The following is a 12,432-nucleotide window of genomic DNA, read 5'->3' on the forward strand; positions in this document are numbered from 1 at the left end:
GTTTGCCGAACAGGCACGCGCTGCCCGCGCCGGGTGGAACGCACCCGGCGGGGCAGAACAAACTGCGTGATTCAGTGTGTGATGATTATGCCTGGCTAGGCAGCAGCGCCGCAGGCAGCAGCGATGTCAGGTGACCGGCCGCCAATAGCTGGCTGGCGGCTTCAATGTCGGGGGCGAAGAAACGATCCTTGTCGTAGAAACTGACATGCTCGCGCAGCAGACGGCGCGCCTGCTCCAGACCTTCCGAGGTCTTCAGGCCGTTGCGGAAATCCAGGCCCTGGCAGGCGGCCAGCCACTCGACCGCCAGAATGCCGCGCACGTTGTCCGCCATGCTCCACAGACGGCGGCCGGCGGCCGGCGCCATGGAAACGTGGTCCTCCTGGTTGGCGGAGGTCGGAATGCTGTCGACGCTCGATGGATGCGCCAGCGCTTTGTTTTCGCTGGCCAGCGCCGCGGCGGTGACCTGAGCGATCATGAAGCCGGAGTTCACGCCGCCGTTCTCCACCAGGAACGGTGGCAGCTGCGACATGTGTTTGTCCATCATCAGCGAGATGCGGCGCTCGGACAGCGAACCGATTTCGGCGAATGCCAGCGCCAGGTTATCGGCGGCCATCGCCACCGGTTCGGCGTGGAAGTTGCCACCTGACAGCACGTCACCCTGCTCGGCGAACACCAGCGGGTTATCGGAGACGGCGTTGGCTTCGATCTCCAGCACCTCGGCGGCCTGACGGATCTGCGTCAGGCAGGCGCCCATTACCTGCGGCTGGCAGCGCAGGGAGTAAGGATCCTGCACTTTTTCACAGTTGCGGTGCGAGTCGGAGACTTCGCTGCGCGCGCCGAGCAGGTGGCGGTAGGCGAGGGCGGCGTCGATCTGGCCGCGCTGGCCACGCACCTCGTGGATGCGCGCATCGAACGGGCTGCGGGAGCCCAGCGCCGCTTCCACCGTCAGGCTGCCCGCCACGGTCGCGGCGGCGAACAGGTCTTCCGCGTCGAACAGGCCGCGCAGCGCGAAGGCGGCGGAGACTTGGGTGCCGTTCAGCAATGCCAGGCCCTCTTTCGCCGCCAGCGTCAGCGGTTTCAGGCCGGCTTTGGCCAGCGCTTCGGTTGCCGGCAGCCATTGGCCCTGATGGCGCGCTTGGCCTTCGCCCAGCAGCACCAGGCTCATGTGCGCCAGCGGCGCCAGATCGCCGGAGGCGCCGACTGAGCCTTTCAGCGGGATATGCGGATAGACTTCGGCGTTGACCAGCGCGATCAGCGCCTGGATAACTTCCAGGCGAATGCCGGAGAAGCCGCGCGACAGGCTGTTGATCTTCAGCACCATGATCAGGCGCACCAGATTGTCGTCGGTCGGCTCGCCCACGCCGGCGGCGTGTGACAGCACGATCGAGCGCTGCAGATTTTCCAGATCGTCGCGGGCGATGCGCGTCGAAGCCAGCAGGCCAAACCCGGTGTTGATGCCGTATGTGGTGCGGTTTTCTTCAACGATGCGTTCCACGCAGGCCACGCTTCGCTGGATTGGGGCATAGGCGTTGTCGTCCAGCGTCAGCGTCACCGGGTGTTGATACACGTCGCGTAGCTGGGCCAGCGTCAGTTTGCCCGGGCGAATAGTCAGCGCTTTCATGCTTTTTCTCCTTGGGTCGCGGCAACCATCGGCAGGTTCAGGCCTTGCTCGCGGGCGCAGTCGATAGCGATATCGTAACCGGCGTCGGCGTGACGCATGACCCCGGTAGCCGGGTCATTGTGCAGCACGCGGGCGATGCGCTCGGCGGCTTCGTCGGTGCCGTCGCAGACGATCACCATGCCGGAGTGTTGGGAGAAGCCCATGCCGACGCCGCCGCCGTGGTGCAGGGAAACCCAGGTGGCGCCGCTGGCGGTGTTCAGCAGGGCGTTCAGCAGCGGCCAGTCGGAAACCGCATCGGAACCGTCTTTCATCGCTTCGGTTTCACGGTTCGGGCTGGAAACGGAGCCGGAATCCAGGTGGTCGCGGCCGATGACGATCGGGGCGGACAGTTCGCCGCGGCGAACCATCTCGTTGAACGCCAGACCCAGCTTGGCGCGCTGGCCGAGGCCAACCCAGCAGATGCGCGCCGGCAGGCCCTGGAAGCTGATGCGCTCGCGCGCCATGTCCAGCCAGCGGTGCAGGTGTTCGTCATCCGGGATCAGCTCTTTCACCATGGCGTCGGTTTTGTAGATGTCCTGCGGATCGCCGGACAGCGCCGCCCAGCGGAACGGCCCGATGCCGCGGCAGAACAGCGGACGGATGTAGGCCGGCACGAAGCCCGGGAAGTCGAAGGCATTGTCGACGCCGGTTTCTTTCGCCATCTGGCGAATGTTGTTGCCGTAGTCGAAGGTCGGCACGCCCATCTGCTGGAACGCCAGCATGGCTTTGACGTGATCGGCCATCGACTGCTTGGCGGCGGCGACCACCTTGGCCGGCTCGGTCTGGGCGCGCTGGCGATACTCTTCCCAGCTCCAGCCTTTCGGCAGATAGCCGTTCAGCGGATCGTGGGCGCTGGTCTGATCGGTGACCATGTCCGGGCGCACGCCGCGGCGCACCAGCTCAGGCAGGATTTCCGCCGCGTTGCCGCACAGGGCGATGGAGATGGCTTTGCCTTCTGAGGTGTATTTTTTGATGCGGGCCAGCGCGTCGTCCAGATCTTTGGCCTGCTCATCGACGTAGCGGGTTTTCAGACGGAAATCGATGCGGCTCTGCTGACATTCGATGTTCAGCGAGCAGGCGCCCGCCAGCGTGGCGGCCAGCGGCTGCGCGCCGCCCATGCCGCCCAGACCGGCGGTCAGCACCCAGCGCCCCTGCAGGCTGCCGTCGTAATGCTGGCGGCCCGCTTCGACGAAGGTCTCATAGGTGCCCTGAACGATGCCCTGGCTGCCGATGTAGATCCAGCTACCGGCGGTCATCTGGCCGTACATGGCCAGGCCTTTGGCGTCCAGTTCGTTGAAGTGTTCCCAGGTCGCCCAGTGCGGCACCAGGTTGGAGTTGGCGATCAGCACGCGCGGCGCGTTGCTGTGGGTTTTGAATACGCCGACCGGCTTGCCGGACTGCACCAGCAGGGTTTCGTCCTCTTCCAGCGTTTTCAGGGTTTCGACGATCTTGTCGTAGCAATCCCAGTCGCGCGCGGCGCGGCCGATGCCGCCGTACACCACCAGCTCATGTGGGTTCTCCGCAACTTCAGGATCGAGGTTGTTCATCAGCATGCGTAACGGCGCTTCGGTCAGCCAGCTTTTTGCGTTTAATTGTGTGCCGCGTGGCGCGCGTACATCGACATTGCGAACTTTGTTATTTGTAGTCACAGCATTTTCCTCAAACAGTATCGGTGCAGATTCCATGCCGCGGTGGGGATGAGTACCACGGCATAACAATGCGTAGGGCTTATTAACATATACTTGTATGTACAAGCATATGCAACACTGACCAGTTGCCGCTGAAAAGTGGCATAAGAAAAAGTTATTTTCTTTTTATATCAGGTTGATATGCGATTTTTTATCACCGGCTTCATGTGCGAAAAGCCGGAGAAAAGTGAGCTGTTCGGCAAAAATGAATTAAAATTGACTCATTTTTGGGCGGCTAGTCACAATATTTTTACAGACTGATTACAGTTGGCGGCGGAGGATAAACAAGCCCTATCACCGCGGGAAGAAAGCCCGCCGTGGGCGGGCTTGCCAGGCTCAGGCGGCCGGTTGCAGCATCGGCTTGCGGCTCATCTTGCACACCGTGGCGATGGCAGCGATCAGCGCCGGTACGCACAGGAACATCAGGATGCTCTGCACTTCCCACTGCATCGCCAGCAGTTGGGCGCCCATCATGGTGCCGGCGACGCCGCCGAAGCGGCCGATGCCCTGCATCCAGGCGATGCCGGTGGCGCGGCTGTGGGTCGGGTAGAAGGTGGCCGCTAGCGTTTGCAGCCCGGACTGCGCGCCGTTCATGGTGACGCCCATCAGGAAGATGAAGGCGCCCAGCAGCACGATCTGCTTGTCTTCGGTGGCCATCGCCACGATCAGCAGGGCGGTGACGACAAAGCCACTCGAGACCACTTTGTGCGCATTCCAGCGGTCCATCAGCCAGCCGGCCACCAGGATGCCCAGCGTGCCGCCGAAGGTGAACAGCGAGGTGAGCATCGCCGACTGTTCCAGCTGATAGCCCAGCCCCTGCATCAGGATTGGCATCCAGCTCAGCAGCACGTAATAGATCACCAGCCCCATGAAGTAGGTCACCCACAGCATCAGCGTGCCGAGCAGGTAAGGGCGGCTGAACAGCAGGCCGACGCTGGTCTTGGCCTGCGTCAGCTTCTCTTCGTACAGGTAAAAACGCGTCACGCCGTCGAGGCTCTGGCTGACGAAGCGTTGCGCGATGCGTTTGATCTTCGCCGCATCCTGCCCGCGGTTGACCATATATTTGACCGATTCCGGCAGCAGCAGGATCAGCAAAACCGTCAACGCCAGCGGCGCAATGGCGCCGAGCAATAGCACGCTGTGCCAGCCGTAGCTCGGGATCAGCCACGATGAAATGGCGCCGCCGCCGGCCGCGCCCAGCGGAAAGCCGCAATACATGGTATTGATCGCCAGCGAACGGCAGCGCTGCGGCGCGTATTCGGAGATCAGCGTGATAGCGTTGGGCATCGCCGCTCCCAGCCCGAGGCCGGTGAGGAAACGCCACAGCGTCAGGCTATTGAGCGAGCCGGCGTAGGCGGTGGCCAGGCTCGACAGGCCGAAGAACAGGCAGGAAAACACCAGCACGCGCTTGCGGCCGATGCGGTCGGAGATTGGCCCGGCTATCAGCGCGCCGAGCGACAGCCCCAGCAGCGCGGCGCTCAGCACCGGCCCCAGATCCTGCTTCACGATGCCCCAGTCTTTGGCGACCGAGGGGGCGATATAGCCCATGGCGGCGGTATCGAAACCGTCGATGGCGAGGATCAGGAATCCGAGAACGATCAGTGTCCAGTGAAACAGCGAAAACTTGCTGTCGTCGATGGCCTGTTGAATGTTTAACTCGCTGGTGGAATGAGTCATGGCACCCTCTAAACGCAGATGTAGTCGTGATGAATAGTATGTGGCCGAAACTGATGCTCGGCTTGTGTTTGCTTGTATATACATCTGCGCGTCGGCGCTTTATGTCAAATATAATTATCTTATTTGTTAACTGCGTGTTGTTTTCTGTGGAGCAGGTTGCACCGCGGATGAAAGGCCTAATACCGGTTAACAAATTAAATGAACGCCATTGGCGGTGAGATATGCTGGCGGCGGCGCGGAGGAAAAAATTTAATACAATTTTGGCCGTTTGGTCGCCGAGCCGGAATCTGCGATAATCGTTTTTTACTTTTCCAGATTGAGAAACCGATGCAGTACCCGATCAACGAGATGTTCCAAACCTTGCAGGGCGAAGGCTTTTTCACCGGCGTGCCGGCCATTTTCATCCGCCTGCAGGGCTGCCCGGTAGGGTGCAGTTGGTGCGACACCAAACATACCTGGGAAAAGGAAGCCCATCGGGAAGTAGACCTGCAACGGATCCTGGTCAAAACAGAAGAGAGCGACGCCTGGGGCAATGCCAGCGCCGAGCAGCTGTTGGCGGTGATGCGCCAACAAGGCTACACCGCGCGCCATGTGGTGATCACCGGCGGCGAACCCTGCATTTACGATCTGGCGCCGCTGACCGAGCTGTTCGAACAGCACGGCTACCGTTGCCAGATTGAAACCAGCGGCACCCACGAAATTCGCTGTTCCGCCAACACCTGGGTGACGGTTTCGCCCAAGGTGAATATGCGCGGCGGCATGAAGGTGTTGGATCAGGCGCTGCGGCGCGCCGACGAGGTGAAGCATCCGGTGGCGCGCGAGCGCGACATCGAGGCGCTGGATGCGCTGCTGGCGACGTTGCAGGATGACAAGGCGCGCATTATCGCGCTGCAGCCGATCAGCCAGAAAGAAGAGGCGACCCGTCTGTGTATTGAAACCTGTATCGCGCGCAATTGGCGGCTGTCGATGCAGACCCACAAGTATCTGAACATCGCCTAAAATCAGGGCGCCATTGCGGCGCCCTTTCTTTTAACCTTTATATACGCATCCCGCCGTACAGGTCTCTTTCACCATCACCGCAGTCAGTTCCGGTAACTGGGGCTTGAGCTGCTGCCAAATCCAGGCGGCGAGCACTTCGCTGGTGGGATTTTCCAATCCTGGAATATCGTTCAGATAATGGTGATCCAGCCGTTCCCAGATCGGGGAAAACACAGCCTTGAGCTCGGCGAAATCCATCACCCAACCGGTGTGGGGATCCACTTCACCGGTCACTTCCAGACGCACCATAAACGAATGCCCATGCAGACGGCCGCATTTATGGCCCTCCGGCACGTGCGGCAAGCGGTGTGCGGCTTCAAACTGAAAATCTTTAAACAGCGTGGTTGCCATTATTACGGCCTCATTGACTCAAAAACCGCCGCATAGTACCGGAAAGCGCGTCTGCTTGCCATTTATACCGTTATGGTCTACCGCCACGGCCAACGCGCCCGTTTAACACTTTTTTTGTTTGGTGTTTGCGGCACCTATCGGCTGGGGTTATGAGCCGAAATGTTGAACGGTGAAAAAACGATGAAAAAAAGCGCTTTAATTTCATCTGGATAAAAAACTTTGTTTAACGGTTTAAGCGTTATGCCTTACCAGAAAAACAGCTTAGTCATTTTGGTTATGATTTATTGCTATCCCTTATTTAATCGTTGCTATTCTGCTCGGTAACCTTACAAACTCTCCTGATCTTTTCCGCATACCCGACGCAGCGAAGAGACAGCGACTGGCACTGGCGCGCGCCTGGCAGGAAAGGCGCTAAGTATAGGAAATAAGTACAGCAATGACGACTCAGGCTCCTCCAACATCTTTGCTCCCGCTGACGCCCGAACAGCTGGCACGCCTGCAGGCGACGATCGGCGACTATTCGCCGACGCAGCTGGCGTGGCTGTCCGGTTATTTTTGGGGCATGGTCAATCAACAGCCCGGAGCCGTGGCCATGGCGCCTGTCGCCCCTGCGGCTGCCGCCGGCATCACCATCATTTCCGCTTCGCAGACCGGCAATGCGCGCCGCCTGGCGGAGCAGCTGCGCGACGATCTGCTGGCCGCCAATCTGAGCGCCACGCTGATCAACGCCGGCGACTACAAGTTCAAGCAGATAGCTCAAGAGCGCCTGCTGGTGATCGTCGCCTCCACGCAAGGGGAAGGCGAGCCGGCGGAAGAAGCGGTGGCGCTGCATAAATTCCTGTTTTCGAAGAAGGCGCCGAAGCTCAATGACACCGCGTTTGCGGTGTTCGGGCTGGGCGACACCTCTTATGAGAATTTCTGCCAGTCAGGTAAAGATTTCGACGGCAAGCTGGCCGAGCTGGGTGCCGAGCGCCTGGTGGAGCGCGTGGATGCCGACGTGGAGTACCAGGAGCTGGCCGCCGCCTGGCGCAAACAGGTGGTGTCGGTGCTGAAGGCGCGCGCGCCGGCGGAAAGCACCGCGCCGGGCGTGTTGGCCAGCGGCGCGGTTGACCTGATCGACAGCAGTCCGTACAGCAAGGAACAACCGCTCACCGCCCAACTGGCGGTCAAGCAGAAAATTACCGGCCGCGCGTCGGATAAAGACGTGCGCCATATCGAGATCGATCTGGGCGACTCCGGCCTGCGCTATCAGCCGGGCGATGCGCTCGGCGTATGGTTCGACAACGATCCGGCGCTGGTGGACGAACTGGTGCAGCTGTTGTGGCTGAAAGGCGACGAGCCGGTCGAGGTGGAAGGGCAGACCCTGCCGCTGGCGCAGGCGCTGCGCAGCCATTTCGAGCTGACGCAGAACACCACGCCGATCGTCGATAAATACGCCGCGCTGTCGCGCGACGAAACGCTGATCGGCCTGCTGGCGGATAAAGCCGCGCTGCAGCATTACGCGCATAACACGCCGATCGTCGACATGGTGCGCCAGGCGCCGGCGGATCTGAGCGCCGAACAGCTGATCGGTCTGCTGCGTCCGCTGACGCCGCGCCTGTACTCCATCGCCTCTTCGCAGGCGGAGAACGAAAGCGAAGTGCACATCACCGTGGGCGTGGTGCGTTACGACATCGACGGGCGCGCCCGCAGCGGCGGCGCCTCCGGCTTCCTGGCGGATCGCCTGGAGGAGGACGGCGACGTGCGGGTGTTTATCGAGCACAACGACAACTTCCGTCTGCCGGCCAACCCGGAAACGCCGGTGATCATGATCGGCCCGGGCACCGGCATCGCGCCGTTCCGCGCCTTTATGCAGCAGCGCGACGCCGACGGCGCCGGCGGCAAAAACTGGCTGTTTTTCGGCAACCCGCACTTTACCGAAGATTTCCTGTACCAGGTTGAATGGCAGCGCTACGTGAAAGACGGCCTGCTGACCCGCATCGATCTGGCCTGGTCCCGCGACCAGCAACATAAAATATACGTACAAGACAAACTGCGCGAACAGGGCGCGGAAGTGTGGCGCTGGATTCAGGAAGGCGCGCACATTTACGTCTGCGGCGATGCCAATCGCATGGCGAAAGACGTGGAAAACACATTACTGGAACTGGTGGCCGAGCACGGTGGCATGGATACCGAGCAGGCGGATGAATTTTTAAGTGAGCTGCGCCTTGAGCGCCGTTATCAGCGAGATGTTTACTGATGAGTGATAAACACCCCGGGCCTTTGGTAGTCGAAGGCAAACTGGCCGATGCGGAGCGCATGAAGAAGGAAAGCAACTTCCTGCGCGGCACTATCGCCGAAGATTTGAACGACGGCCTGACCGGCGGCTTCAACGGCGACAACTTCCTGCTGATCCGTTTTCACGGCATGTACCAGCAAGATGACCGCGACATTCGCGCCGAACGCGCCGAGCAGAAGCTGGAGCCGCGCCACGCCATGATGCTGCGCTGTCGCCTGCCGGGCGGCATCATCAGCCCGCAGCAGTGGCTGGGCATCGACAAGTTCGCGCAGGAGAGCACGCTGTACGGCAGCATTCGCATCACCAACCGCCAAACGTTCCAGTTTCACGGCATTCTGAAAGGCAACGTCAAACCGGTGCACCAGCTGCTGAACCGCTTGGGGCTGGACGCGCTGGCGACCGCCAACGACGTGAACCGCAATGTGCTGTGCACCTCCAACCCGGTGGAGTCCGAGCTGCATCAGGAAGCCTACGAGTGGGCGAAGAAGATCTCCGAACACCTGCTGCCGCGCACCCGCGCCTACGCAGAGGTGTGGCTGGATCAGGAGAAGGTGGCCACTACCGACGAAGAGCCGATTCTGGGGCCGACCTACCTGCCGCGCAAATTCAAAACCACGGTGGTGATCCCGCCGCAGAACGACGTCGATCTGCACGCCAACGACATGAACTTCGTGGCGATCGCCGAAAACGGCAAGCTGGTGGGCTTCAACCTGCTGGTGGGCGGCGGGCTGTCCATTGAGCACGGCAACAAGAAAACCTACGCGCGTCAGGCCAGCGAGTTCGGCTACATTCCGCTCGAGCATACGCTGGCGGTGGCTGAAGCGGTGGTGACCACACAGCGCGACTGGGGCAACCGCACCGATCGCAAGAACGCCAAAACCAAATACACGCTGGAGCGCGTCGGGGTGGACGTTTTCCGCGCCGAAGTGGAAAAGCGCGCCGGCATCACCTTCGCGCCGATTCGGCCGTATGAATTCACCGGCCGCGGCGATCGCATCGGTTGGGTGAAGGGCATCGACGATCAGTGGCACCTGACGCTGTTTATCGAGAACGGCCGCCTGCTGGACTATCCGGGGCGACCGCTGAAGACCGGCATGGCGGAGATCGCCAAGATCCATAAAGGCGACTTCCGCCTGACGGCGAACCAAAACGTGATCATCGCCGGCGTGCCGGAAAGCGAAAAGGCGAAGATCGAAGCCTTGGCGCGCGATCATGGCCTGATCGACGACGAGATCAGCGAGCAACGCAAAAACTCGATGGCCTGCGTGTCGTTCCCGACCTGCCCGCTGGCGATGGCGGAGGCCGAGCGTTTCCTGCCGCAGTTTGTCACCAAGGTGGAAGGGATCATGCATCGGCACGGGGTGGGTGACGAGCATATCGTGCTGCGCATCACCGGCTGCCCGAACGGCTGTGGCCGCGCGCTACTGGCGGAGCTGGGGCTGGTGGGCAAGGCGGTCGGCCGCTATAACCTGCATTTGGGCGGCAACCGCGAAGGCACGCGCATTCCGCGCATGTACCGCGAGAACATCAACGAAGATGAGATCCTGAGCGAGATCGATCTGCTGGTGGGGCGCTGGGCGAAGGAGCGCAACGCCGGCGAAGGTTTCGGCGACTTCACCGTTCGCGCGGGCATCGTCAAACCGGTGCTGGATCCGGCGCGAGATTTTTGGGAGTGAGGCCGGCGGCCCCTGGGCAGAGGGGCCGCACAGGTCATTTCAAGTATCAGGAGAGACAACATGGCTGAATTCGATCTGGCGGCGCTGAACGCGTTGCCCAAATCCGGGCAGGCGCTGGCATTAGCGGTGGTCAATGGCCAACTGGAGACCCTCAGCGCCGAACAGCGCGTTGCATGGGCGCTGGAGCATCTGCCCGGCGAATTCGTACTCTCGTCCAGTTTCGGCATTCAGGCGGCGGTATGCCTGCACCTGGTGACGCGTATCCGGCCGGATATCCCGGTGATCCTGACCGACACCGGTTATCTGTTCCCGGAAACCTATCGCTTTATCGATCAACTGACCGACCAACTGAAGCTGAATCTGCAGGTGTTCCGCGCGGAGCAGTCTCCCGCCTGGCAAGAGGCGCGCTATGGCAAGCTGTGGGAGCAGGGCGTGGAAGGGATTGAAAAATACAACCAGATCAATAAGGTCGAGCCGATGAACCGCGCGCTGGAGACGCTGGGCGCGCAGAGCTGGTTCGCCGGCCTGCGGCGCGAGCAGTCCGGCAGCCGCGCCAATCTGCCGGTACTGGCGGTGCAGCGTGGGGTGTTCAAGATCCTGCCGATCATCGACTGGGACAACCGCAAGATTTACCAGTATCTGACCGAACACGGGCTGAGTTATCACCCGCTGTGGGAGCAGGGTTACCTGTCGGTCGGCGATACCCACACCACCCAGAAGTGGGAGCCGGGCATGAGCGAGGAAGAGACACGTTTCTTCGGCCTGAAGCGCGAGTGCGGCCTGCACGAAGGCTAAACGGCGCGATCAACATGACAGGGCTCAGCAATGCTGGGCCCTGTTTTTTTGCGGGCTACTTTTTCTTCTGCGCTTTCGGCGGGTGCGCCTGCGCCAGCTCTTTGATCAGCGGCAGCAGGATCTGCACGCTGTCGCGGCTGCGTTTGTCGATCCGCCCCGGCAGGTAGCGATCCAGATACTGCAAATTGTCATACTGCGGACGGTGCCAGGTGATGCCCTGCGGGAAGTGCGGGCTGACGGCGCGCTGTTGGTAGCCATCTTTGTCGCCCAGCGACCAGTTGGTGGCCTCCACCGACAGCACCGGGATGCCCGCGGCGTCGAACACCTCTTGATCAGAGCAGCAGCCGGTGCCTTTCGGATGCTGTGCGCTGCCCGGATTGGTGGCGGCGGCGATGCCGTAGCGGTGGGCGATATCCAGCGCGCGATCGCGGGAACGCTTCGCCATATGCGGCGGCGTGTTGCGCCCGGCGTTGAAATACAGACGATCGCCGGTGATCAGGCTGTCGAGGTTGATCACCAGCACGGTGTTGCTTTTCTCTTCCGCGCTCATGCGTTGCAAGTAGTTCTGCGCCCCCAGTGAACCGATCTCTTCGGCGCTGGTGGCGACGAAGCGCAGGCCGTAGGCGGTGGGAATGTTCTTCAGGCGTTCCGCCAGTTCCAGCATCACGCCGATGCCGGAGGCGTTGTCGTCGACGCCCTGCAGCGTCAAGCCGCCGAGGTTGTTATCCAGATCCTCATCGCTCTGCGGCGTATAGGTGTCGAAGTGGGCGACGACCACGATCTGTTTTGGGCTGTCGCCGTTGCGGGCGGCGATCACCGAGCTGGCGGTGACGTTGTTCCAGTTCTTCTTGCCGTCTTTGCTGGTGTAGAGATAGCGCGTATTGACGCTGCGAATGTCGCTTTGGTAACCCATCTTGCTGAATTGCTGCTTCAGATAGTCGGCGGTGAGCAATTCTGCCGGGCTGCCCGCCATGCGGCCGGGGAAGTAAGTGGCGATGTGGCGGGTCTGTTCGGCGGCGAAACGGCCCATTGGCGCGTCTTTTACGGGCTGTGCGGCACAAACGCTGAAGACGCCGCCGAGTGCGAGGGCCAGCAGGCTGGTCTTCAGGTAAAAACGGGAAAACATACCGAAAAATCCTTCTTTGCTATCGGCGCTGCCGATCATTTTTCTTCGGCACCCAGTATGAGACGCCGGGCGGCATTACACAATTTCCCTGTCTCTTAATTTCGCACGAACGCGCAAACCGCCGCCGTGAGTATTACCGTTTG

General features: G+C 61.2%; 9 protein-coding genes. 4 read left to right on the forward strand and 5 right to left on the reverse strand.

Annotated elements, in window-relative coordinates:
- Positions 1–85: 85 nt before the first annotated feature.
- From hutH to ACTJJ6_RS15155, 3 genes are all read right to left on the reverse strand, one after another.
- Positions 86–1,621, reverse strand: coding sequence for a histidine ammonia-lyase (gene hutH / locus ACTJJ6_RS15145; protein WP_016929057.1), 1,536 nt, complete (start codon positions 1,619–1,621; stop codon positions 86–88).
- Complete coding sequence (hutU, locus tag ACTJJ6_RS15150; RefSeq protein ID WP_025159649.1) at positions 1,618–3,309, reverse strand: urocanate hydratase; 1,692 nt, start codon at positions 3,307–3,309, stop codon at positions 1,618–1,620. Before hutU ends, hutH begins: the two co-directional genes overlap by 4 nt.
- Positions 3,310–3,684: 375 nt before the next feature.
- Positions 3,685–5,025: an MFS transporter gene (locus ACTJJ6_RS15155; RefSeq protein ID WP_016929055.1), complete on the reverse strand. Its 1,341-nt coding sequence runs from the start codon at positions 5,023–5,025 to the stop codon at positions 3,685–3,687.
- Positions 5,026–5,352: 327 nt separating this feature from the next.
- Between ACTJJ6_RS15155 and queE the strand changes: the two genes are divergently transcribed.
- Positions 5,353–6,024 carry a 7-carboxy-7-deazaguanine synthase QueE gene (queE, locus tag ACTJJ6_RS15160; protein WP_004932641.1) on the forward strand — a complete coding sequence of 224 codons (672 nt, stop codon included), beginning with the start codon at positions 5,353–5,355 and terminating at the stop codon, positions 6,022–6,024.
- Between the two features lie 30 nt (positions 6,025–6,054).
- On the opposite strand, the gene queD is transcribed toward queE, so the two are convergent.
- Complete coding sequence (gene queD, locus ACTJJ6_RS15165; RefSeq protein WP_004932638.1) at positions 6,055–6,414, reverse strand: 6-carboxytetrahydropterin synthase QueD; 360 nt, start codon at positions 6,412–6,414, stop codon at positions 6,055–6,057.
- 436 nt (positions 6,415–6,850) lie between these two features.
- On the opposite strand from queD, the gene cysJ reads away from it, so the two are divergent.
- Genes cysJ through ACTJJ6_RS15180 form a run of 3 tightly spaced genes read left to right on the forward strand, consistent with a single transcriptional unit; the run spans position 6,851 to position 11,163 of the window.
- The gene (gene cysJ / locus ACTJJ6_RS15170) at positions 6,851–8,653 is read left to right on the forward strand and encodes an NADPH-dependent assimilatory sulfite reductase flavoprotein subunit (protein ID WP_028127846.1); all 1,803 of its coding nucleotides are present in this window, start codon (positions 6,851–6,853) and stop codon (positions 8,651–8,653) included.
- Positions 8,653–10,368 carry an assimilatory sulfite reductase (NADPH) hemoprotein subunit gene (cysI, locus tag ACTJJ6_RS15175; RefSeq protein ID WP_016929053.1) on the forward strand — a complete coding sequence of 572 codons (1,716 nt, stop codon included), beginning with the start codon at positions 8,653–8,655 and terminating at the stop codon, positions 10,366–10,368. The genes cysJ and cysI overlap by 1 nt, the downstream gene beginning before the upstream one ends.
- 60 nt (positions 10,369–10,428) lie before the next feature.
- Positions 10,429–11,163 (forward strand): phosphoadenylyl-sulfate reductase, encoded by a 735-nt coding sequence (locus ACTJJ6_RS15180; protein ID WP_016929052.1) that lies wholly within the window; start codon positions 10,429–10,431, stop codon positions 11,161–11,163.
- Positions 11,164–11,218: 55 nt separating this feature from the next.
- On the opposite strand, the gene ACTJJ6_RS15185 is transcribed toward ACTJJ6_RS15180, so the two are convergent.
- Positions 11,219–12,289, reverse strand: a complete 1,071-nt coding sequence (locus ACTJJ6_RS15185) for an aminopeptidase (protein WP_151254343.1) — start codon at positions 12,287–12,289, stop codon at positions 11,219–11,221.
- Between the last annotated feature and the right edge of the window lie 143 nt (positions 12,290–12,432).

The sequence above is a fragment of the Serratia sp. 22278 genome (assembly GCF_052045405.1).
Taxonomy (GTDB): Bacteria; Pseudomonadota; Gammaproteobacteria; order Enterobacterales; family Enterobacteriaceae; genus Serratia; species Serratia marcescens.

What these genes read in the sequence shown, in the direction of transcription:
- queD (WP_004932638.1), bottom strand. Translation starts at nt 6,414, where the DNA reads ATGGCAACCACGCTGTTTAAAGATTTTCAGTTTGAAGCCGCACACCGC.
- hutH (WP_016929057.1), bottom strand. Translation starts at nt 1,621, where the DNA reads ATGAAAGCGCTGACTATTCGCCCGGGCAAACTGACGCTGGCCCAGCTA.
- cysJ (WP_028127846.1), top strand. Translation starts at nt 6,851, where the DNA reads ATGACGACTCAGGCTCCTCCAACATCTTTGCTCCCGCTGACGCCCGAA.
- ACTJJ6_RS15155 (WP_016929055.1), bottom strand. Translation starts at nt 5,025, where the DNA reads ATGACTCATTCCACCAGCGAGTTAAACATTCAACAGGCCATCGACGAC.
- queE (WP_004932641.1), top strand. Translation starts at nt 5,353, where the DNA reads ATGCAGTACCCGATCAACGAGATGTTCCAAACCTTGCAGGGCGAAGGC.
- ACTJJ6_RS15185 (WP_151254343.1), bottom strand. Translation starts at nt 12,289, where the DNA reads ATGTTTTCCCGTTTTTACCTGAAGACCAGCCTGCTGGCCCTCGCACTC.
- cysI (WP_016929053.1), top strand. Translation starts at nt 8,653, where the DNA reads ATGAGTGATAAACACCCCGGGCCTTTGGTAGTCGAAGGCAAACTGGCC.
- ACTJJ6_RS15180 (WP_016929052.1), top strand. Translation starts at nt 10,429, where the DNA reads ATGGCTGAATTCGATCTGGCGGCGCTGAACGCGTTGCCCAAATCCGGG.